General features: G+C 60.7%; 20 protein-coding genes, 1 tRNA gene and 1 pseudogene. 9 read left to right on the forward strand and 13 right to left on the reverse strand.

Features of this window, described 5'->3' with window-relative positions; genetic code table 11:
- Positions 1-213 precede the first annotated feature (213 nt).
- The 8 genes from phoB to phoR all read right to left on the reverse strand — a co-directional run bounded on the left by phoB (position 214) and on the right by phoR (position 8,849).
- Positions 214-897, reverse strand: a complete 684-nt coding sequence (gene phoB / locus HX899_RS08365) for a phosphate regulon transcriptional regulator PhoB (protein WP_003545181.1) — start codon at positions 895-897, stop codon at positions 214-216.
- Positions 898-1,028: 131 nt separating this feature from the next.
- Positions 1,029-1,742 (reverse strand): phosphate signaling complex protein PhoU, encoded by a 714-nt coding sequence (gene phoU / locus HX899_RS08370; RefSeq protein ID WP_003545180.1) that lies wholly within the window; start codon positions 1,740-1,742, stop codon positions 1,029-1,031.
- Between the two features lie 44 nt (positions 1,743-1,786).
- Positions 1,787-2,602 (reverse strand): phosphate ABC transporter ATP-binding protein PstB, encoded by an 816-nt coding sequence (gene pstB / locus HX899_RS08375; RefSeq protein WP_003545178.1) that lies wholly within the window; start codon positions 2,600-2,602, stop codon positions 1,787-1,789.
- A gap of 15 nt (positions 2,603-2,617) precedes the next feature.
- Positions 2,618-3,940 carry a phosphate ABC transporter permease PstA gene (gene pstA, locus HX899_RS08380; RefSeq protein ID WP_029875430.1) on the reverse strand — a complete coding sequence of 441 codons (1,323 nt, stop codon included), beginning with the start codon at positions 3,938-3,940 and terminating at the stop codon, positions 2,618-2,620.
- Positions 3,937-5,418: a phosphate ABC transporter permease subunit PstC gene (pstC, locus tag HX899_RS08385; RefSeq protein WP_029875431.1), complete on the reverse strand. Its 1,482-nt coding sequence runs from the start codon at positions 5,416-5,418 to the stop codon at positions 3,937-3,939. Before pstC ends, pstA begins: the two co-directional genes overlap by 4 nt.
- Before the next feature lie 170 nt (positions 5,419-5,588).
- On the reverse strand, positions 5,589-6,623 hold the full coding sequence (locus HX899_RS08390; protein WP_181292214.1) for a substrate-binding domain-containing protein: 1,035 nt from the start codon (positions 6,621-6,623) through the stop codon (positions 5,589-5,591).
- Between the two features lie 511 nt (positions 6,624-7,134).
- The gene (locus HX899_RS08395) at positions 7,135-7,536 is read right to left on the reverse strand and encodes an endonuclease domain-containing protein (RefSeq protein WP_181292215.1); all 402 of its coding nucleotides are present in this window, start codon (positions 7,534-7,536) and stop codon (positions 7,135-7,137) included.
- 89 nt (positions 7,537-7,625) lie between these two features.
- Positions 7,626-8,849: a phosphate regulon sensor histidine kinase PhoR gene (phoR, locus tag HX899_RS08400; protein ID WP_181292222.1), complete on the reverse strand. Its 1,224-nt coding sequence runs from the start codon at positions 8,847-8,849 to the stop codon at positions 7,626-7,628.
- A gap of 239 nt (positions 8,850-9,088) precedes the next feature.
- Here phoR and ppk2 point away from each other — a divergent pair, with 239 nt between their 5' ends.
- Positions 9,089-9,970 carry a polyphosphate kinase 2 gene (gene ppk2 / locus HX899_RS08405; RefSeq protein WP_181292216.1) on the forward strand — a complete coding sequence of 294 codons (882 nt, stop codon included), beginning with the start codon at positions 9,089-9,091 and terminating at the stop codon, positions 9,968-9,970.
- Positions 9,971-10,060: 90 nt separating this feature from the next.
- Here ppk2 and HX899_RS08410 read toward each other — a convergent pair whose 3' ends face one another.
- Positions 10,061-11,242, reverse strand: coding sequence for a regulator (locus tag HX899_RS08410; protein WP_181292217.1), 1,182 nt, complete (start codon positions 11,240-11,242; stop codon positions 10,061-10,063).
- Positions 11,243-11,528: 286 nt separating this feature from the next.
- On the opposite strand from HX899_RS08410, the gene HX899_RS08415 reads away from it, so the two are divergent.
- Together HX899_RS08415 and HX899_RS08420 are read left to right on the forward strand one after the other, a co-directional pair.
- Entirely contained in the window at positions 11,529-12,488 is a 960-nt protein-coding gene (locus HX899_RS08415; RefSeq protein WP_181292218.1) for a nitronate monooxygenase family protein, read from the forward strand.
- Positions 12,489-12,610: 122 nt separating this feature from the next.
- A tRNA-Thr gene (locus HX899_RS08420) sits at positions 12,611-12,686 on the forward strand.
- A 339-nt stretch (positions 12,687-13,025) separates the two neighbouring features.
- On the opposite strand, the gene HX899_RS08425 is transcribed toward HX899_RS08420, so the two are convergent.
- Positions 13,026-13,526, reverse strand: coding sequence for an ankyrin repeat domain-containing protein (locus HX899_RS08425; RefSeq protein WP_181292219.1), 501 nt, complete (start codon positions 13,524-13,526; stop codon positions 13,026-13,028).
- A gap of 733 nt (positions 13,527-14,259) precedes the next feature.
- On the opposite strand from HX899_RS08425, the gene HX899_RS08430 reads away from it, so the two are divergent.
- From HX899_RS08430 to HX899_RS08445, 4 genes and pseudogenes are all read left to right on the forward strand, one after another.
- Positions 14,260-14,640: a hypothetical protein gene (locus HX899_RS08430; protein ID WP_138332408.1), complete on the forward strand. Its 381-nt coding sequence runs from the start codon at positions 14,260-14,262 to the stop codon at positions 14,638-14,640.
- A 258-nt stretch (positions 14,641-14,898) separates the two neighbouring features.
- Positions 14,899-16,396: pseudogene (locus tag HX899_RS08435) on the forward strand (MFS transporter).
- Positions 16,397-16,443: 47 nt separating this feature from the next.
- Positions 16,444-17,010, forward strand: a complete 567-nt coding sequence (locus HX899_RS08440) for a phosphotransferase-like protein (protein ID WP_171599765.1) — start codon at positions 16,444-16,446, stop codon at positions 17,008-17,010.
- An 85-nt stretch (positions 17,011-17,095) separates the two neighbouring features.
- Positions 17,096-17,638, forward strand: coding sequence for an AAA family ATPase (locus HX899_RS08445; protein WP_138388223.1), 543 nt, complete (start codon positions 17,096-17,098; stop codon positions 17,636-17,638).
- On the opposite strand, the gene HX899_RS08450 is transcribed toward HX899_RS08445, so the two are convergent.
- Entirely contained in the window at positions 17,606-18,451 is an 846-nt protein-coding gene (locus HX899_RS08450) for a class I SAM-dependent methyltransferase (protein WP_181292220.1), read from the reverse strand. The genes HX899_RS08445 and HX899_RS08450 overlap by 33 nt on opposite strands.
- 277 nt (positions 18,452-18,728) lie before the next feature.
- Between HX899_RS08450 and HX899_RS35565 the strand changes: the two genes are divergently transcribed.
- A complete protein-coding gene (locus HX899_RS35565) occupies positions 18,729-18,980 on the forward strand; it encodes a hypothetical protein (RefSeq protein ID WP_348647909.1) in 252 nt (83 codons plus the stop codon).
- Between the two features lie 138 nt (positions 18,981-19,118).
- Here HX899_RS35565 and HX899_RS08460 read toward each other — a convergent pair whose 3' ends face one another.
- Entirely contained in the window at positions 19,119-19,496 is a 378-nt protein-coding gene (locus tag HX899_RS08460) for a nuclear transport factor 2 family protein (RefSeq protein ID WP_171599768.1), read from the reverse strand.
- A 127-nt stretch (positions 19,497-19,623) separates the two neighbouring features.
- Between HX899_RS08460 and HX899_RS08465 the strand changes: the two genes are divergently transcribed.
- Complete coding sequence (locus HX899_RS08465; RefSeq protein ID WP_171599769.1) at positions 19,624-20,082, forward strand: MarR family winged helix-turn-helix transcriptional regulator; 459 nt, start codon at positions 19,624-19,626, stop codon at positions 20,080-20,082.
- Positions 20,083-20,108: 26 nt separating this feature from the next.
- Here the strand turns inward: HX899_RS08465 and HX899_RS08470 are convergent, their stop codons facing one another.
- The gene (locus tag HX899_RS08470; RefSeq protein WP_181292221.1) at positions 20,109-22,109 is read right to left on the reverse strand and encodes an ABC transporter ATP-binding protein/permease; all 2,001 of its coding nucleotides are present in this window, start codon (positions 22,107-22,109) and stop codon (positions 20,109-20,111) included.
- Positions 22,110-22,344: the final 235 nt, after the last annotated feature.

The following is a 22,344-nucleotide window of genomic DNA, read 5'->3' on the forward strand; positions in this document are numbered from 1 at the left end:
ACGCCATCATCAGGGACGGACGACCATGGCAAAACGCTTGACAAACAAGACAGTCGCTCTCCCCGTAAACGGGGCGAAGGGATATGCCGCACCCTCTCCGTCCCCACCAACCTTTCGCAGGGCACGTCCCCTCGCCCCGTTTACGGGGAGAGGGTTAGGGTGAGGGGCGGACATTCGCACGAGCGACTTCGTCAGCAACCAGAACGAAAGCCCTCAGGCTTCCATCGAATAACCGGCGCCGCGGACGGTGCGGATGACGTCCTGCATGTTGGAGAAATTCAGCGCCTTGCGCAGGCGGCCGACATGGACGTCGACGGTACGCTCGTCGACATAGATATCGTGGCCCCAGACGCCATCCAACAGCTGCGAGCGGGAGAAGACCCGGCCCGGCGACGACATCAGGAATTCCAGCAGGCGGAATTCGGTGGGGCCGAGGCGGACTTCGCGGGTCTTGCGATGGACGCGATGGGTCTCGCGGTCGAGCTCGATATCGCCGCATTTCAGCACCGTCGACAGCACCTCGGGACGGGCGCGGCGCAGCATCGCCTTGACGCGGGCAACGAGCTCGGGGGTCGAGAAGGGCTTGACGACATAATCGTCGGCGCCCGTCGACAATCCGCGGACACGCTCGCTCTCCTCGCCGCGCGCCGTCAGCATGATGATCGGCAGGCGCTCGGTTTCCGGCCGCATGCGCAGACGCCGGCAGAGCTCGATGCCGGAGACGCCGGGCAGCATCCAATCAAGGATGAGAAGATCGGGCGTGCGCTCCTGAAGCCTCATTTCGGCTTCGTCGCCACGAAGGATGGTATCGACCTCGAAGCCTTCCGCTTCGAGATTGTAGCGAAGAAGCACGCTGAGGGCTTCCTCGTCTTCAACAACTGCAACTCTCGGGATCATGCGTGTCGGTCTCCTCGCGCATGATCCTTAAACCAGGGTGATTTAAGCAATGCATCCTGCGCAAATTCAAAAATTGGCTGCGACCTCTTTGCGCGCCCGGACGGGCGCGCACGCAATTGACTGTGCGGGCGTTATTCGGTGACCGCGCCGACGGTGTTGGCGCTGTCATCCTTCGGACGATCGCCTTCCGGCTGCGCGCCTGTCGCCATGTAAAAGATCGTCTCGGCGATGTTGGTGGCATGGTCGCCGATGCGCTCGATATTCTTGGCGCAGAAGAGAAGATGCGTGCAGCTGGTGATGTTGCGCGGATCTTCCATCATGTAGGTCAGGAGTTCGCGGAACAGCGAGGTGTACATCGCGTCGATCTCGTTGTCGCGTTCACGGATCGCATTCGCCTTGTCGGCTGAACGATTGGTGTAGACATCGAGCACTTCCTTGAGCTGGACGAGCGCCAGCTCGGACAGATGCTCGAGGCCGCGGGCAAGCTTGCGGGGAACGCCGGTGCTTTGGACGGCGATGACGCGCTTGGCGGTGTTCTTGCCGAGGTCGCCGACGCGTTCGAGATCGGCGGCGATGCGGATCGAACCCATGATTTCACGCAGGTCCGAGGCCATCGGCTGACGGCGGGCGATCGTGACGATCGCCTTGTCGCCGATTTCGCGTTCGGCGTGATCGAGGATCACATCGTCCGAGATGACCTTCTGCGCCAGCGCCGTATCGCCGTTGACGAGGGCGCGCACGGATTCACCGACCATCTGCTCGGCCAGGCCGCCCATTTCGGAAATCCGCCTGGACAGGAACTTCAGATCATCATCGTAGGCAGAAAAAATATGTGTCGATGCCATGGGGCTTTATCCTCGAATAACGGGAAGGCTTGGTGTCGCCAAAATCAACCGAAGCGACCCATGATGTAGTCCTGGGTACGCGGATCGTCGGGATTGGTGAACATCTTGTCGGTGTCGTTCTCCTCGACGAGGTTGCCGAGGTGGAACATGGCGGTGCGCTGCGAGACGCGCGCGGCCTGCTGCATGGAGTGGGTGACGATGACGATCGTATAGTTCTCGCGCAGCTCGTGGATCAGCTCCTCGACCTTGGCGGTGGCGATCGGGTCGAGCGCCGAGCAGGGTTCGTCCATCAGGATGACTTCCGGGCTGACGGCGACGGCACGCGCAATGCAGAGGCGCTGCTGCTGGCCGCCGGACAGGCCGGTGCCGGATTCATGCACGCGGTCCTTGACCTCGTTCCAGAGGCCGGCGCGCTGCAGGCTGGTCTCGACGATCTGGTCGAGATCGGCCTTCGACTTGGCAAGGCCATGGATGCGCGGGCCGTAGGAGACGTTCTCGTAGATCGTCTTCGGGAACGGGTTCGGCTTCTGGAAAACCATGCCGACGCGGGCACGAAGTTCGACGACGTCGATATCGGGATCATAGACATCGTCGGTGTCGAGGGTGATCTTGCCGGTGACGCGGCAGCCGTCGATCGTGTCGTTCATGCGGTTGAGGCACCGCAGGAAGGTCGACTTGCCGCAGCCGGACGGGCCGATCAGGGCGGTTACGGTGTTTTCGCGGACGTTCAGGTTCACATCGAAAAGCGCGCGCTTCTCGCCGTAGTAAACCGAGACATCCTTTCCGATCATCTTATACGGGACGTTGCTCATCTTGTGATCCAGCGCCTTTTCAACTGCAGCTTCCGTCAACATGTTCATGATGTGTAACTCCGTTTACCAGCGGCGCTCGAAGCGACGACGCAAGAGGATGGCGCCCATGTTCATGACGATCAGGAACAGGAGCAGGACGATGATGGCACCCGAAGTACGCTCAACGAAGGCACGTTCTGCCTCATTGGCCCACATATAGACCTGTACGGGCAGAGCCGTCGAGGGATCGAGCGGTGTCGTCGGCGCATTGGCGACGAAGGCGACCATGCCGATCAAGAGCAGCGGCGCGGTTTCGCCGAGCGCGTGCGCCAGGCCGATGATCGTGCCGGTCAGGATGCCCGGCATGGCGAGTGGCAGCACATGGTGGAACACCATCTGCATCTTCGAAGCGCCAAGGCCGAGCGCTGCGGCGCGGATCGACGGCGGCACGGCGCGCAGTGCCGCGCGCGTGGCGATGATGATCGTCGGCAGGGTCATCAGCGTCAGCACCAGGCCACCGACCAGCGAAGCCGAGCGCGGCAGGCCGATGAAGTTGATGAAGACGGAAAGACCGAGCAGACCATAGACGATCGAAGGGACCGCGGCGAGGTTGTTGATGTTGACCTCGATCAGGTCCGTCAGCTTGTTCTTCGGCGCGAACTCCTCGAGATAGATCGAGGCGGCGACGCCGATCGGCAGGGCAAGCACGAGCACGATCAGCATCAGGTAGAGCGAGCCGATCAGGGCGACGCCAAGGCCTGCGGCTTCCGGACGGCTGGAATTGCCGTTGACGAAGAGGCCGGTGTTGAACTGCTTGTGGAGAGCGCCGCTCGCCTTCAGTTCGTTCATCCAGCCGACCTGCTTGTCGTTGACCTTGCGGTTCTTCTCATCGACCGAGAGATCGATCTGGCCCTTGTTGGCGCTGTCGACATTGGCGTCGGCAAGCACCGTGACATTGACCGTCTTGCCGATGATCGACGGATCGGCCATCACCATATCGCGCAGCTGGATCGGCGCACCCTTGGACAGCATGGCGGATGCATCGCGCACGTCGGGACGGCTCGAAGCATTGACGTTCAGCTGCTTGACGATCGCGTCGCGCAGGAGAACCGGGTAGTTGGCGGCGATCAGCACCGAAGGGTCGGTCGCACGCTTGTTGTTCGGGTCGATCGTCTTCTCGGAGAATTCGATCGGCAGGGTGACCGCCGTCTGCTGGAAGGCGGTATAGCCTTTGCCGATCACCGTCCACAGCAGGATGAAGAGGAAGACGAGGCCGAAGGTGATGGCGGCGATGCCATAGGCCTGGAACCGGCGCTCGGCGGCATAGCGACGCTTGATGCCGATATCGCGGCGCGCTGGCGCCTTGGAAACGGTGACGCCTGATGTGGGAGAAACAATATCCGTCATTCGTACTGCTCCCGGTATTTGCGCACGATGTAGAGCGCATAGATATTGAGGCAAAGCGTGATGCAGAACAGGGTGATGCCAAGGGCAAAGGCAACCAGCGTCTGCGGCGAGGTGAACTCAAGGTCGCCGGTCAGCTGGTTGACGATCTTGACGGTCACCGTCGTCATCGGCTCGAAGGGGTTGATCTGGATGCGGGCAGCCACACCGGCGGCCAGCACGACGATCATGGTTTCGCCGATGGCGCGCGAGGCGGTCATCAGCAATGCGCCGACGATGCCGGGAAGGGCTGCGGGCAAGACCACTTTCTTGATGGTTTCGGAGCGTGTGGCGCCAAGACCGAGCGAACCGTCACGCAGTGACCCCGGCACGGCGGTGATGATATCGTCCGACAGCGAGGACACGTAGGGGATCAGCATGATGCCCATGACGATGCCGGCCGTCAGAACGCTCTGCGCCTGGATGAAGTTGCTGTAGTTGCCGGAGAGGAGGCCGCTGACCTGGGCGGAAAAGTCGCGCAGGAACGGGCCGACGGTGACGAGCGCGAAGAACCCGTAGACGATCGTCGGAATACCGGCGAGCACTTCGAGGAGCGGCTTGGCGACCCCACGCACCTTCGGCGAGGCGTATTCGGCCATGTAGATGGCGGCGAAGAGGCCGACCGGCACGGCGACCAGCATGGCGACCAGGCCGATATAGATCGTGCCGAGCAGCAGCGGGATCAGGCCGAACTGACCGAAGGACGAGCTGCCGGCGCCGGCAAAGCGCGGATCCCAGACGGTGCCGAAGAAGAAGTCCATGGCGGGAACGGCCGCGAAGAAGCGGGCGGCTTCCGACAGCATGGAGAAGACGATGCCGATCGTCGTCAGAATAGCGATCGAGGAGGCAAGCAGCAGGCCCCAGAGCATGACGCGCTCGACCCGGTTGCGGGCGCGGAAGCGCGGCGCGATGGAGCGCAGTGCGTAGAAGGCGCCAGCAACGGCGAGAGCGAAGACGATCGCCGTCATGGCGATGCGGCTCGTCATGCTCATGGCGTTGAGCTTTTTGGCGGCGTCGAGCATGTAAGGCAGCGGCTGGCTGGCAAGCGGCACACCCTTTTCGAGGAGCTTGGCCTGCAAGGCAGCCGGATCGTTGGCGACCGCGGCAGCTTCATCCGAGGTCAGCATCGTCAGGCCGCGGGCAACTGTTGCCACCGTCGAATAGCCGAGGTCCTGCTCGACCGGGGCTTGAGCCCTGATGTCCTCGGGGAAAGCGCCGCGAACCGAGGACTGGATGATGCCGGGGCTGACGGAGAGCCAAACGCAGAGGACGAGCAAGGCGGGAAGAATTGCCCAGATCGCCGCATAGGCGCCGTAATAGGCCGGCCGTGAATGCAATGCGGAGGACCGGCCTCCGGCAAGCGCCGTGGCACGGTTGCGCGCGACCAGATAGGCGGCGACTCCGATCACCACAAGGCACAAAAGTATGATGGATGTGCTCATTCGTTACGTCCCCAGGCCCATAGCCCCAAAAAGCCCGGCAGCTTGATCAGCCTGCCTTCAGCTTCCAATCATGGAGAAGGAATTCCAACCCTGCAGCTCCGGAACCGCCGGCGCGCAGGGACATAAGGCAATGCCGGCGCGGGCCAAAAGGCACCGCGCCGGCAGAGTCATTACATGGACTTACCGGCTTCGACGTCCTTGCGGATCGCTTCGCGCTCGGCATCCGGAGCGGCAACGAGGCCGTATTCGACGAGCGGGCTGTCAGGGCCGATCATCTGGTCGGATACGAAGAAGTTGACGTATTCCTTCAGGCCCGGAACGGCGCCGAGATGTGCCTTCTTGACGTAGAAGAACAGCGGGCGGGAAACCGGGTAGGTGCCGTTGGAGATCGTTTCGGTGGACGGAACGATACCGCTCATGGTCGCAACCTTGAGCTTGTCGGCATTGTTTTCGTAGAAGGAAAGGCCGAATACGCCGACGCCGGTCTTGTTGGCGGCGATGCGTGCCAGGGTTTCCGGATAGTCGCCGTCGATGTCGACAGCAGCGCCGTCCTTACGGACTGCGACGCAGGCCTTCGTCTGGGCAGCCTTGTCGGCCAATTCCTTGGCGATGACTTCCTGTGCGCCAGCGGCCTTGCAGCCGGCAGCGAGAACGTTCAGTTCGAACACTTCGCGGGTGCCGTGCTTTTCGCCCGGGATGTAGGCAGCGATATCAACAGCCGGAAGCTTCGGGTTGACTTCCGACCACTTCTTGTAGGGGTTGGCGACGAGCTTGCCGTCAACGACGACCTGGGCTGCGAGGGCCTTGTAGATGTCTGCAGGAACGTAGGCAACGTCAGGGTTGGACGAGTCGGTTGCGAAGACGATGCCGTCGTAGCCGATCTTGACTTCCTGGATGTCGGTTACGCCGGCAGCCTTGCAGGCTTCGGCTTCGTTCTTGTTGATCGGACGCGAGGCGTTCGCAATGTCGATGGTGTCTTCGCCAACGCCCTTGCAGAATTCCTTCAGACCAGCGCCCGTGCCGCCGGATTCAACAACCGGCGTCTTGAAGTTGGTGAAGGTTTCGCCGAAGGACTCGGCAACGATCTTTGCGTAAGGCAGGACGGTGGACGAACCAGCGACCTGAATCTGGTCGCGGGCGACGGCGGCGCCAGCGAAAGCAGCAGTTGCAGCGAGCGCGGCAACGGTGAGCTTGAAGGTGTTCATGTAAATCTCCCGGCATTTGGGCTTGTGTGAGTGCGGCCTTAGAGAGGCCCTCGCATTGCCTTTTTTCATCGGCGAGACTCTCTTAGCGCTGTAAGCACCGTCCTTTTATGTCAAAGCGATGAAACATTTGTGACAGCTTAAGTAATTGATTTATAATGATATATTTTAAATCGACCGATTGATCATGTCGGCGAACGCCAAATTCTGGCCGGCAATCCACCTTGCGTTGTAGAAACCGGCTGCATATCGGAGACGGGTAGGTGAGGTGGCGGTTCTCTGCTTGCATCCTTTCATCAAGGTCGTTCCGCGTGATTTGTCCCTCATCCGCTTGCCGGCACCAACCGGGGTCGAGCCATGGGCCTCGACCCGTCCTTCGGACCCCCGCTTGCGGGGCGAAGGGGACATGCCGCAACGTCTCTGTTCCCACTCGCTCTCGTAGGGCACGTCCCCTCTCCCCGTCTTTTACGGGGAGAGGGTTAGGGTGAGGGGCGCGTCACACGGCACAACATCGCTAATCACGTGCCGCCGGAAAGAACCGCAAATCCGCCACCTCGACACGCTCGGTCAATCGCCCGTCGCAGATTGCTAGAATGGTATCCAGCACGGATGGCAGTGCCGTCAGCACATCCACATTCCAGAAGCGTACAACCGACCAGCCATCGCCGGTCATGAAGACATCCCGAATGCCGTCTCGTCGACTTTCTGCATGTTGGCTGCCGTCGATTTCGATCACCAGCCGCAGTTCACGGCAGGCGAAATCTGCAAAATACGGACCAATCGGCAATTGCCGGACAAACTTGTTTCCGTTGAGCCGCCGATCGCGCAGCTCATTCCACAGTCTGTCTTCTGCATCATTATCCGACTGACGCAACGATCGCGCTCGGGCGGTGGTTTTGGGCTTGGGACCTCTCATGAGAGTCGTTCCGTGTGATTTGCCCCTCACCCTAACCCTCTCCCCGTAAAAACGGGGAGAGGGGACAACGCCTCAGGCTGCCTGTCGCGTCAAAAACGGACGGTAAAATCGGTGCCCTTGCCGACTTCCGACTTGACGATCAGACGCGCCCGGTGGCGGGTGAGGATGTGTTTGACGATGGCAAGGCCGAGGCCGGTGCCCTTTTTCGAGCGGCTGTCCTCGATGCTGACGCGATAGAAGCGCTCCGTCAGGCGCGGCACATGTTCGGCCGGAATACCCGGGCCCTTGTCGACGATGCTGACCTCGACCGGTTGGCCGGTGCCGTTCTTCAGCCAGACATCGACGATCTCGCCCTCCTGGCCGTATTTGCAGGCATTTTCCATCAGGTTCTCGAAGACCTGGACAAGTTCGTCGCGGTCGCCCAGCACCTCGACCTTGCCATCCGGCAGATGCAGGTTGATGTCGACGCCGACATCCCTGGCCAGCGGTACCAGTGAATCCCTGACATGACCGAGCAGCGGCACCAGGTCGATCTTCTCATCGGGAGCGATGTGCGACTTCAGCTCCAGGCGGGAGAGCGACAGCAGGTCGTCGACCAGCCGGCTCATGCGCGTCGCCTGATCGAGCATGATATTGAGGAAACGCGCCTGCGCCTTCAGATCGTTTTTCGCCGGCCCCTGGATGGTCTCGATGAAGCCGCGCAGCGAGGCAAGTGGCGTGCGCAGCTCATGGCTGGCATTGGCGACGAAATCCGACCGCATGCGGTCGATGCGGCGGACCTCCGATATATCGCGGAAGGACAGGATGAAATAGCGCTCATGCGGACCGTTATCGGCGGCGAATTCAATGGGGGCGCTGCGGACGATATAGACGCGCTCGGAGGGTAGCCGCTCGGAATGCTCTATCTGGTTCGGCGCGTTGGTGGCGATGGTTTCGCGCACCATATCGAGCACACCCGGCGAGCGCATGCGGGCCGATATATGGGCGCCGAACGCCACCTCGCCGAAGGCCTTTTCGGCAGCCCGGTTCTGGAAGAGCACCGAGGCATCGTCCGACAGCAGCATGACGGGGATATCGAGGCCGGAAAGTGTGGCGGAAACTTCCGGCAGGCGGCTTGGCGGTGCCTCCGGCTTGATCTCCACTGGCGGGGCGGGTTCGGCCTCGATGACCGGCGCCTCATTGAAAAGCGCGGTGAGGATCATCACAAGCAGCAGGCCAAGCACAACCCACTTGTTCATGCCGGCGGCAAGCGCGGCGAGCGCGCTGAGGATCGCCGCCAGCAGCACCGGCCGTTCGCGCCTTATGCGCGCCAGCAGGCTTTTTCTCCACGGAGTTTCGTCTTGCAAGTGCCCTCGCGGCGTCGATTCGTTTTTCTTATATTGAACTCTGCCTGATAGCGGCAATTCATGACAGAAGTTTTCGGGCTGCCGCATCTCAAGCGAAAAGCCGCAGCCGAACCCACGAAAAATTACCGGCCGCCCCGAGAGATTTGATTTTCAACGGTAAATATGTTCGCTTGCGGGAAGAGAAGCGATCGGGCGTGGAGGCTGATATGGACGAGGACGTCGAAAACAGGGCCGTGGAGCTGGAGATCCGCGGGAAGAAGCGCATCTTCGATGTCGACGATCCCACCCTACCGACCTGGGTGGACGAACGCGCGCTGGAATCGGGCAACTTTCCCCACAAGAAGAAGCTCAAGGAAGAGGACTATCTGGAGCAGCTGGAAAAGCTGCAGATCGAACTCGTCAAGGTGCAGTTCTGGCTGCAGGCGACCGGCAAGCGGGTGATGGCGCTGTTCGAAGGGCGCGATGCTGCCGGCAAGGGTGGCGCGATTTCGGCTTCCTCGGCGAATATGAACCCACGCCTTGCGCGGGTGGTAGCGCTGACCAAGCCGACCGACCGCGAGCAGGGACAATGGTATTTCCAGCGTTATGTCGCGCAGTTTCCGACAGCCGGCGAATTCGTGCTGTTCGATCGCTCCTGGTACAACCGCGCCGGCGTCGAGCCGGTCATGGGCTTCTGCACGCCGCAGCAATACGAGGATTTCCTCAAACAGGCGCCGCAGCTTGAAAAGATCATCGCGCATGAGGGCATCTTCTTCTTCAAATTCTATCTCGATATCGGCCGCGAGATGCAGCTCAAACGCTTCCACGACCGCCGGCACGATCCGCTGAAAGTCTGGAAGCTGTCGTCGATGGATATCGCGGCGCTGACGAAATGGGACGATTACAGCGACAAGCGCAACCGGATGCTGAAGGAAACCCATACGGATTTCGCGCCCTGGACGGTGATCCACGGCAACGACAAGCGGCGCGCGCGCCTCGAACTCATCCGCCACATGCTGAACAAGATGGATTATGACGGCAAGGACAAACAGGCGCTCGGCACGGTCGACGAGGAAATCATCGGCTCAGGGCCTGGCTTTTTGAAATAGGGCTTTCCTGAAATAGGCGTCGGCTGAGCGGCAGGCCCGGGGTCACCGGCTCTGCCGGGACCGGGGTCACCGGCTCCACCGGGACCGGCCTTACTGCCCCGGCAGGATGCGGATGGCGAAGAGATTGATGCCGCGCGCCTTGCCGTCGAGATCGCTGTTGATCGTCAGCGTGCCCGGCGAATTCGGCGCGAGCGAGCGGTCGAACTTCACCTGCAGCAGCGCATCCGACTTTTCCCGGGTGACATTGAAGCGATGGCGGGCGCAATTGCCGAGCGTCTGGAAATTGCATTCGACGGTGATCTGTGTCGGCTCGTCGGAGGTGGATTGCAGCGTCAGCGCGATCGTCGAGGATTTGCCGGCCAGCTGCTGCAGCACCGATGGCGGCACGCTGATCGAGATATTGCCATCGGCCGCACCGCTTTCGGAAATCAGCCGGACGGCGGGGCCGTCATTCTCGGCGATTTTTTCGGTGCGCGCCCGCGGGCCGCTCTGGATCTTGTCGGCGTCCTCAGGCTTGAACAGCGGGATCCAATCGGCCGAGAAACTGTTCTGCGGATCGATGGTTACCGGCTGATCGGTGTGAGAGCCCGCATTCCCGGCGCTATCGTCATTGCCGGTGAAATCCTCGGGCTGCGTGCTTGCCGGCGGATTGGCAACGCTGGTGTCGCGCTCGGCCGCCGTCATCAGCAGGCCCGACGTATGCGCCCACCAGGCGCCGATGCCGATGAAGGCCAGCAGCACGCACCAGACGAGCAGTCTCGAAAAGAATTTTCTAGGCTTGCGGCGGCCTGCTGCCCGCTCAGGGCGGAAATCCATATTGGTGGCGCGCTGACCGCGGGCAAGGCGTTCTTCGCCGACGGGGGCGGCAGCCAGATGGTCGGCACTGCCGGCATGCACGTCGTCGAGGCTAGACTCGTCGCCGCGATGCATAGGCTCGGGCGCGCGGGTCTCACCTGACACGACGGGGCCGTCCGCATCGGCTTCGGCTTGGTGAACCGGCGGCGCCGGCATTTCCACCACCGGCGGCACGGGCACTTCAGGCGGCCTCTGGCGGGGGTGAAGGCGGTCGCGCTCCTCGCCTTCGATGGCGTGAATGGTGCTTTCCAAGCGGTGGCGGTGATGGGAGACGACCTCGGTGTCGGTGATATCTTGCTTGCGCAGCCCGGCTTCCAGCGCCTGGCGGGCCGACTGATAGATCCTCGCTCGAACCTCCGGATTATCGCGATCGGAATTCTCGAGCGCTGTTCTGATGGCCGTTTCTAATCCGCTCACATTCAGTCCTTCACCTTGAATTCGGCATCGGACTGCAATCCCTGCCGTTCTCCATCAAAATTCGGTAGCGGCAAGTGCGGCAAACCGCAAGCCTTGCAGGCCCTGCTGCGGTTGATCGGCGGAGATATCGGCAGGTTTCACCGCTTGCGGGCCTTATTCTATTAGCTTTCTCGGACGTATATATTCGGGCCGAAATCGACGAAGGCATGGCAGCCGCTCTTTTATCGCCTTTTCATCTCTGTTATGAGATTGACGTTTTCGTAAACGTCAATGGAAGTGGTGAACCATGGCCCTGCCCCCGATCCTCAAGGACAGATTGAGACTGCCGGTCATCGGCTCGCCGCTGTTCATCATCTCGCATCCGGCTCTGACGCTGGCGCAATGCAAGGCGGGCATCGTCGGGGCGTTTCCGGCGCTGAACGCCCGGCCGGAAAGCCAGCTCGACGAATGGCTGGCCGAGATTACCGAGGAGCTCGCCCGCCACGACGCCGCCCATCCGGAGCGGCCGGCCGCCCCCTTTGCCGTCAACCAGATCGTCCACATGTCGAACAAGCGGCTGGAGCACGACCTCTCGCTCTGCGTCAAATACAAGGTGCCGATCGTCATCTCCTCGCTCGGCGCCGTGCCCGAGGTCAACGCCGCCGTGCATTCCTATGGCGGCATCGTGCTGCATGACATTATCAACAACCGCCACGCCCATTCGGCGATCCGCAAGGGCGCCGACGGGCTGATCGCGGTCGCTGCCGGCGCCGGCGGCCATGCCGGCACGCTGTCGCCCTTTGCGCTGATCCAGGAAATCCGCGAATGGTTCGACGGGCCGCTGCTGCTCGCCGGCGCGATCGCCACCGGCGGCGCGATCCTCGCCGCCGAAGCGATGGGCGCCGACATGGCCTATATCGGCTCGCCCTTCATCGCAACGCAAGAAGCCCGCGCCGCAGACGCCTACAAGCAGGCCATCGTCGAAGGGGCCGCCAGCGATATCGTCTATTCCAACTATTTCACCGGCGTGCACGGCAATTATCTCAAGCCCTCGATCGTCGCCGCCGGCATGGACCCCGACAACCTGCCGCTTGCCGATGTCTCGAAGATGGATTTCGAGCAGGCTGTCGGCGGTGCCAAGGCCTGGAAGGACATATGGGGCAGCGGCCAGGGCATCAGCGCCATCAAGGCCGTGGAACCGGTGGCAAATCTCGTCGATAGGCTGGAGGCCGAATACAGGGCGGCGCGTGCCCGGCTGGCGCTCTGAGGCGCGCCTTCTTGGCCCCTCCCCTCTTTTTTGCCAAAGCCATGACAGGGTGCTTGAAATCTTCGATCAATGCCTGTATCAGCGCCATGCAAATCGCAGGCCGCATGCTTCGGCCGTGAGGGGCCGCTTTAGCTCAGGTGGTAGAGCACATCATTCGTAATGATGGGGTCGCAGGTTCGAGTCCTGCAAGCGGCACCATTTTTTCTGATAAATCGCTGATTTTGCAGCGCTATCTCACTTTCATAAAGTGTTCAATTCCCCTTTTAATCCACCTGTTAACGGTCGATAGGCGCCTGTTCACAACTTGGCGAGGTGACGAAGTTGAGGCGAGATGGCGAAAGTTTTTGAGTACTTCGACTCCTCTCGCATCATAATCAGCGAGCCCAATCACTTCTTGTGCTAGGCGCTGGGGTCAAAAAGGCAAGGGGATGACATGATATCAAGTTCCTGACGCCTCGTTGAGACTCGACCAAACAAATAGTCGAACTTGCCCGGGGCAACCTCAAGTCCCTTTGCGGCAAGTGTGCTTTCACAAGACTATGCACGCGCCCGCGACAAGTATGAGTTGATCAGGTCCGCGGCATCGGCCTCTCCCTTCTCGCCTGCAATATCGGCGGCGGTTGCACCAGTGCGATCGGTCTTTGTCAGGTCCGCATGGTTCTCCAACAATAGCTTTGTAACTTCGGTGCTTCCGCGGGCGGCCGCGCACATCAGCGGGGTCACGCCATCGGCCGTCTCGGCGTTTACGTCCGCGCCAAGGGATAGTAGGTAGTTTGCAACGGCTGCTTCGCCATTCGCAGATGCCTCGTGCAGTGCCGTCGTTTCACCACGACCAATCGCGTGTACTGATGCACCGTTCTGCACTAGCGTCTCAACCGCTGCAAGCAAACCTTCAGCTGCCGAGACCATGAGCGGCGTTCGACCATGTATGCCGACTTTGTTCAAGTCGAGTTCCTTGGACTCGATTTCTAGCTGAGCTTGTGAAGCGCCGGCCACGATTCGCTCAATGAAATGCTCAATCTTTGACTGATCGTTCATGGGAGTACGTTGAAGTTCTCTATCATCGCTCTCCTCCAGTCTGGAGGGACATTGTTCGCACACACTACGTTCTCTCGGTGCCCTCGCCAATGCTGGGAAGCGCTGCTTCGACGTGACCTCTGGCAGGCTCATAAATCCAGTGTTCGTGCGGATATGCCTGGGTCTGCAGTCTCTCCAGATCCGCAAGAGCATCGTCCAGCAGTTCAGTGGCATCTTGGGTTTGAGAGAATGCCATTCATCAGCAGGCGCCGAAGGATGTTAACCTGTATCGCTGTCTGGCAGTGGACGGCTGCTTCCAGATTGCCTAGCATTTTCCTTGTGTATTCGTCCGTCATCTGCGCCTCTGTTTGTCCCGCTATTTCCGGTATCGATCACCGCGTAATTGCCACGTAAATACGCGGCGTCCGCTTCCTGTTTCTTGCCTGTATATCAATCCGGCAAAGCCGTTATCGACCGTTATCGATCGGCGGCCAAGGGCAGGTTACAACCAGCAGAGCAAGACAAACAGCAATGAATCGATGAAACGGCAAAGATGGATACCTTGAGTATTGAAAGGCAACGAGAACAGTCGCCGAAAAGAAAACAAGCATCGCGGGAACTTATCCAATATAACGGCCTAGAACCCGGCCTCCCCGGTTCCGATCAAACGACCGTGAAAACCGCAACCCCGACAGGAACAATGCCACCCCCGTGCCGGTTTCCTCCCCTTGAGACAACAAGCATGGAGAAAATCATGTCCTGCAAGTTCATCGCGATATCGTTGCTTTCGATCGGTCTTTCCGGTTCGGCCATGGCGCAGACGGCCGGGGGTGCGGATGCCAATGGGCGGCTTTCGGTGGCGCCTGTTATCGGCGGAGTGGGGAGTTCGGGCGCTGGCTCCGGCGGGGCCGGGTCAGCCGGCACTGGTTCTGTCGGCGGCGGTGCAACAGGCACCGGGTCTGTCGGCACCGATTCCGGCACCACCGGCAGCACGACCGGAAATGGCGGCGTCAATCTCAACAGCGGTCGCAGCACGATCAATCCCGGCGGAGTCAACCCCAACCTGCAGCAGACGCCGGGTTGCACCAGCGGAAGCGCGGACACGGGCTCGCTCGGCGAGGCATGCCCGCAATGAGGATGAGGTGATTGTTCGCCTTCCTTCTGACGAAACGAAGGCCCGGCGCGGAATGGCACCGGGCCTTCGCTTTCGGCCGCCACTTGGCCGACATCACGCGAAAACAACCGCTGCCGTCAGAAACCGGTCGCGGCCTGCTTTACCGGCCGGGCTTGAGGTCGTAAAAGGACGGCATCACTCCGCAAGCGGCGCATCGCCCCACATCTCGCCAGCCTGCCGATATTTCCGGCACCTGCGGAGCACCCGAAGAGGATCGTCATGTCGAATACAGCGCAACGCTCGAACCGCGTGCTTATCGTCGCCACCATCATGCTCGCCACCTTCATGGTGGCGATCGAGGCGACGATCGTGGCGACCGCGATGCCGCGCATCGTCGGGGAGCTCGGCGGCTTTTCCTATTACAGCTGGGTATTTTCGGCCTTCCTGCTGGCGCAGTCGACGACGACGGTCATCTACGGCAAGCTTTCCGACATTTTCGGGCGCAAGCCGGTGCTGATCTGCGGCATCCTCATCTTCCTGGTTGGCTCTTTGCTCTGCGGGCTTGCCTGGTCGATGATGTCGCTGGTGCTGTTCCGGCTGCTGCAGGGGCTCGGCGCCGGCGCCATCCAGCCGGTGACGATGACGATCATCGGCGATCTCTTCAAGCTAGAGGAACGCGGCCGCGTGCAGGGCGCGATGGCGACCGTCTGGGCGACCTCGGCCGTCGTCGGGCCGCTGGCCGGCGGCATCATCGTCGACAATATCTCCTGGGCCTGGATCTTCTGGATCAACCTGCCGATCGGCGTCATCTCGATCATCGCCTTCATGGTCTTTCTCAAGGAGGACGTGGCGCACAAGCAGGCAAAGATCGATTACCTCGGATCAGTGCTGTTTTCGATCTCGATCGTCGCACTTCTCGTCATGCTGACGGAAACCGATGCCAGCGCCTGGATCCTGATTTCGCTTTTCGCCGTCTTCGTGATCGCGGGCATCCTCTTTCTCGCCCAGGAGAAGCGGGCGCCGGAGCCGATCATCTCGATCCCGCTGTGGAGCCGAAGGCTGATTGCGACCAGCAATACGGCGACGCTGCTGGCCGGCATGGCGCTGATCGGGCTTTCGACAATCCTGCCGCTCTATGTGCAGGGCGTGCTCGGCCGCTCGCCTCTTGTCGCGGGGTTCACGCTCACCATGCTCGTCGTCGGCTGGCCCTTGGCGGTGATGCTCTCCAGCCGCCTCTACAAGGCCTTCGGCATCCGCCGCACTCTGCGCGTCGGCAGCCTGATGTTTCCTTTCGGCGCCTGTTTCCTGTTGTTCCTGACGCCGGAAAGCTCGCCGATCGTTGCCGGCGCCGGCTCGTTCTTCATGGGCTTCGGCATGGGTCTCATCAGCCTCACCAGCATCGTGCTGGTGCAGGACAGCGTCGAATGGTCGATGCGCGGCAGCGCCACTGCCTCGATCATCTTTTTCCCGCAGTCTCGGCAATACGCTCGGCGCCACCGTGCTCGGCGCCATCCTCAATGCCGGCATCAACCATTATGCGAGCGGCGAGGCGGCGGCGGGCCTGCACGAGGTGCTGAACCAGCCGACCGGGCTCTCGGCGCTCGCCGCCGATCCTGCGATCCGCTCGATCTTCAATGCGGCCCTGCACTGGAGCTTCTGGGGCGTGGTCGTCGTCGCGGTGCTGACCTTCTTCACCACCTGGCTGATCCCGGTCGGGCCGAGCCAGAAGCGCGAGGGGACAGCTCCGGCTGCGGCAAGCGAGGCGGCTTCGCATTAGAGCGGTTCAGCCTATGGAAGCGCAGGCACTGGGAGGGTTGCCGGACGATGAGTGTTTTCGTGTTGCTCTTGGGGTTTCCGGGCGTGGGCAAGCTGACGATCGCCAAAGAACTCGGTTCGCTTATATCAGCAAAGATTGTTGATAATCACTGGTTCAACAACCCGATATTGCGACTCCTCGACGAGGATCAGACCGCTCCGCTGCCTAAGGGTGTCTGGGAATACACGGCAAGAGTCCGGCAGGCCGTCCTGGATGCAATCACCGCCTATAGCGGCCCGTCGGCGAATTTCATCTTCACCCATGCCGGTGTCGAAGGCGATGAGCGGAGCACGCGGACGTACCAACAGTTCGTCGACGCCGCCGGACGGCGCGCCGCGGTCTTCGTGCCGGTGCGATTGCTGTGTGCCGAAGAAGAATTGGCGCGTCGCGTTTCGTCCCCCGCACGGCGCGACCACTTGAAAACCACCGACGTAGAGACCTCAAGACATCGAAGCCAAGAGGCTATGGTTCTAGATATCCCGCACCAACACGCTCTGACGTTGGATGTGACCTTCATGTCGCCCTTGGAAAGTGCTGCGGCAATACGGGATCATGTTGCGAGACGCAGGGTCTGAGGAGAGCAGCCCCTCGCGCCGATAGCGGAAGATCTGCCTCCGGCCGGAATGCGCCGCGTGATGGAACGGATCAACGAGAGCGAAAATGGGCGTCAAAAACTATTTGATCGAAGGCGTTTCCGGCACCGGCAAAACCACGGTGGCGGAGGAACTGCAGCGGCGCGGCTACCACGTCATCCACGGGGACCGGGAATTGTCTTATGTCGGCGATCCCGAATCTGGCGAACCGCTGGATGGGCTTGCCGATGAGAGCCTGACGGACAATGTCACATGGGTGCACGAGCATCACATTTGGGATGTCGACAAAGTCAAATCCGTGATCGCCGATCACCGCAACGCGACCTCCTTCTTCTGCGGCGGCTCTCGAAATCTCTCCCGCTTTATCGATGTGTTTGACGGGGTTTTCGTTCTCGACGTCGATCTCGACACGTTGAACCGGCGGCTTGCCTTAAGACCGGAAGACGAGTTTGGCGGAAGGCCTGCCGAACGGGAGCTGATTGTGCGCTTGCATGCAACGAAAGCGGATATTCCAAAGTGTGGCGTCGTCATCGACGCCACACTTCCGCTGACGGTCGTTGTCGACGAGATTCTGAGGCTATCGCGTGCCTGTGACTACCGTTGCCGTTGAGCGAAGGCGAACCTTGCCATCGCTGACGGATTGGAGAGCTAGCTCCAGGACCTCGCCGCGGATTTTCTCCCGTGTTGCCGCATCTGCCCTGGATAGTCCGGCGACGACAGGCGCGGCGACCTCAGTCATGAAGTCCCAGTAGCGCGCCGGGGTATCGTGCACCATCATCGCCGACACCTCTTCCACGGCGACATCGAGAAGGCCCGCCTCTCTGAAGGTCTCGACCATCATGCCTTCTCCAGCACAGCGGAACAGGCCCGGAGAGCCGGGTGGTGGCGAGGGCATTTCCACGTGGCGGGCGATCGTGCCCATGATCGTGGTCGCCCATGAATTTTTGGCAGGAGTGCTCCAGACTGCGGCGCAGACGCGCACACCGGGCTTTGCCACGCGTGCCATCTCCCTGGCGGCGGCGGCGATATCAGGGAAGAACATAAACCCGAACCGGCACAGAACGGCGTCGAAACTGGCATCGGCAAAAGGCAACGCTCCCGCATCGCATAGGCGAGTTTCGAAGTTTTTGAGGCCACGTCTGGCCGCATTTTCGGCGGCAGCAGTCAGCATATTTTCCGAGAGATCGGTGACGACGACATGACCCTCGGGGATTGCTGCCGCCGCCGTCAGGCCGGGTTCGCCAGTGCCGGCGGCTATGTCAAGCACGCTAAAGCCGTTGGAGAGGTTTGCGCGCCGGAGCATGGCGTCACCAAACGGGGCGAGCCAGCTGAGAACCAAGCTGTCCCATTTCTTCCAGCCGGCGGAAAACTTGTCCCAGGTCTCACATTGCTGGTTACGGATATCGTCGAGATTTGCTGACATGCACCGGCTCCCCCATCCGTTCAACCGGCAAAGCCGGGAACGTCGACACTATGCGCCGCTGATGTCGGGATTCAATGCAAATAAGCGCCATCGGGCCAATCGCCAGGCATGACCAAACTTGTTGGGACGGAGTGATTGAATTGACCAAGACTATTGGAGCTTTTATACAATGGCTTTTGCGAAACTCCGGATTGGCCAAAAATAATCCTTTTAAATCAATGGGCTTTTCCTGGATGGCGCCAAATCGAGAATGCGGAACCAGCGGAATGCTGAAGCGATGCAGCCCGGCTGTATGCACCAGCCATGGAGAGACAAAATTATAAAGATCATGGTCTTGCTGCACAGCGCCGATGGCATGGCTTGGCAGTCTCCCCCTAAAGGCACCAGCCTGAAGACATTGAGCGAAGCCGAAGAGCAAGGCTTCATCTTGATCCGCGGGGAATTTCAGAAACGGCAATTCCGTCTGACAGAGCTGGGCTCCAACTATGTCGAGCGCGACAAGCGGCGTCTGGAAGCGCGCAGGCTCTGAACCGATACCGCCGGCTAAGCGCGAATTGAACGCACAAGCCAGGCCCCCGACGGCCGAAAGGCGGGTCTGACAATGGCACGTCGCAACAGGAGCGGTCATCCCCGCATAGTGAGTGCAAGCTTACAAAGCATGCTGGGCTTACAGCGCATCCTGGATATCGAAGCGGACGATCTTGTCGCCGTCCATGCGGAAGATATGCGTCACGGTCTTGTCCTTCAGGCCATGGCTTTGCCCTTCCAGCGGCCGGCCATCGAGGTCGAAGACAGACTGGATCACCTCGGCAGCTATGGCTCCATCTTGCGTTTCCTCGAATGCGACCGGCTCGACGTGCGGACTGACGACGGCCCACTGCCGTGTCCAATAGTCGCGCACGGCTGCACGGCCATGAACGTGGCCGCCATCCATGCCGTTGGCCCAGGCGACATCATCGGAAAGCACGGCAAGGACAGCGTCGATGTCTCTGGCGTTGAAGCTGGCATAGATGCGCTGGATCATTTCGACGTCGTTTTGAGACATGTCGTTTCCTCGATGGAGATTGATACATTCGCTGTGCGGCATCGAAACTGCCTTGCCTCATGCCGCACACCAATATACATACGTACATATATATCTCGTGGTCAAGCGCAGGCAAGGGGTGAGCCGAATGGACGACGACGTGCTTTCTACGCCGGGGCATCTCATCAGTCTTGCGGCGCGTGGCTTTGCCCGCCTCAGCGAGTCACGCCTTAAACCGCTCGGCTTCGGTGTCGGCCAGTTGCCTGTGCTGGTCGCGCTGCAAAACGGCAAGGCCAGCACGCAACGCGACCTCGCCCGCTATGCCAGGATCGAGCAACCGCCGATGGCACAGATGCTCGCACGCATGGAGAGGGATGGCTTGATCGAGCGGACACGCGACCCGACTGACGGTCGCAGCAGCCGTATCGTGCTGACGAAAACCGCGCAGCACAGCATGCCGGAGGCGATTGCCGCCTTGTTCCGAGGAAATAAAGAGGCATTGACTGGGTTCACGGATGCGGAAGCGGAGCAACTTGCAGATCTGCTGACGCGGCTAATCGACAATCTGGATCAAATTGCGAGCGCAGAGCCTTCGTCAGGTGATTGATGGTTTTGTGGCCAAACCGACAGTTTCTATTCGGGGACTGTGCCGCCTTCATTCGAGGTCGTACTGCCTTCCGGCGGGGAGCGGCGCTTCTCCAAAACGCGTGACAGCAAGTTCCGTTTTCTCTTGCGCTTGATCAGATCGATATCGCTGACAAGCTTTGCGCCGCCCTCGCGCCGCTCGAGCGTGATCTTGCGGCTATGGAAGACTTCCAGCTCAGCGCGATGCGCGACGCTGAGGATGGTGACCTCCGGCAATTCATCGATCACCATCTGCATCATCTTATCCTGGCTCTTCTCATCGAGTGCTGCCGTTGCTTCATCCAGCACGATGATATCGGGTTGGTGCAGCAGGAGACGTGCAAAGGCGAGCCGCTGCTTTTCGCCGCCCGACAAGGTCTGGTCCCAGGGCGCATCTTCCTCGATCTTGTCGTTCAGATAATCCAGTCCCACCTTGTCGAGCGCCGACTTGATCTCATCCAGCGGCCAGCTATCGGCGGCGCCGGGATAGGCGACGGCGCGGCGAAGCGTCCCGGACGGGATATAGGACCGTTGCGGCAACATGAACAATTGTCTGTCGGCGTGGAAATTGACGCTACCGCTACCCCAAGGCCAGAGACCTGAGATGGCCCGCACCAGCGTGCTCTTGCCGGACCCGGATTCGCCGGACACAAGCACCCGCTCGCCGGGTTCGATCTCGACCCGGGTTTCCGTGACCACGGCGGTGCCATCGTCAAGCGACACGGAGAGATCGTTGAGGCTGAGCATCGCCTCGCCTTCGGTTTCACCATGCTTGATGCGCCCGAGCGAGTCGCTCTGTTCGGCGCGCTCCAGCCCGTCAAGCGACATCATCAGCGAGGCGATGCGCCGTGCACAGGCATTCCAATCGGCAAGACGGGGATAGTTGTCGACCAGCCAGCCGAACGCGCCCTGAACGATGGCAAAAGCAGAGGCGGCCTGCATAACCTGTCCAAGCGTCATGCTGCCTTCGAGAAATTTTGGTGCGCAAAGCAGGACCGGGACGACTGGCGCAATCAGCATCGACCCATGCGACACAAGCGTCGTGCGCATGTGCTGGCGGGCAAGCAGCGCCCATTGCCTGAGCACATTGGCGAAGGTCTTATCGAGATCGTTACGCTCCTCCTCTTCGCCACCGAGAAGCGCGATGCTCTCGCCGTTTTCCCTGACATGCGTCAGCGTGTAGCGAAACTCGGCTTCTGCTTGATTTTTGGCCTCGGAGACGTGGACGAAATAGCGGCCGATGACCGCCATCGAAGTAGAGGTGATCGCGGCGTAGAGGACCGCAGTGATGACGAGAAAGCCGGGAATGGTGATGGTCGAACCTGCGATCGGCAGAGTCAGGGCCCCGCCGATCGTCCAGAGCACCACGATGAAAGTCGAGGCCGCCAGAAATGCGGAAATGACACCGGCAACGAAATCGACGGGTGCTTCGGTGGCAATCCGCAAATCCTCGGAAATGCGCGCTTCGGGGTTCTTGTGGTCGCCGCCGATGAGATTCAACTGATAGTAACGGCCGTTTGCGAGCCAGCGCGCAATGACGGCTGTTGTCAGCCAGGAACGCCAGCGGCGCTGAATCATCATGCGAACGGCGACTTGTATCGTGACAATGGCGACAGTTCCGAGCACGAGCGGCACGAATACGGCGCTCAGGAAATAGACGGTGCCGGCATCGTGTCGCTCTATGGCGTCGAAGATCCCGCGGTTCCACAGATTGATTCCGTACTGGAAGCCGACATTCATGCAGATCATCGCCAATAGCCCGATCGAGAAGGGCCAAGCGAACTTATCGCCACCGCGGCCCCAGTACCGGCGCGCGCTGAGCCAGAAACGCTTGAGCAGATACCGCTTGCGCGCCTGCTCGGCCTCCTCAGGCGTCAACTCCGGATCGGGCTCGATGGCATCTGGCGGCGGCATGACCTCGACAGTCGATGCCGTCTCTTGGGGCGAGTTTCCGGCACCGTGCGGTTCGGTGCCGTCGACCGATTTCGGTTTGAGTTTAGCGTCGGCCATAAGCGCCATAACGGCTTACACATCGAAATGTTTCATGATGGCTGCCATCCGCCGTATCGAAATCATCTGCCCGTCACCCTAACCCTCTCCCGTTCTGACAGGGAGAGGGGACGTGCCATACGAGAGGTCGCGGCAGATCCCCTTCGCCCCGCAAGCGGGGAGAGCGACTGTCTTGTTTGTCAAGCGTTTTGCCATGGTCGTCCGTCCCTGATGATGGCGTTGAGGATGGTGAGCA

The sequence above is a fragment of the Rhizobium sp. WYCCWR 11146 genome (assembly GCF_013591995.1).
GTDB lineage: Bacteria > Pseudomonadota > Alphaproteobacteria > Rhizobiales > Rhizobiaceae > Rhizobium > Rhizobium indicum.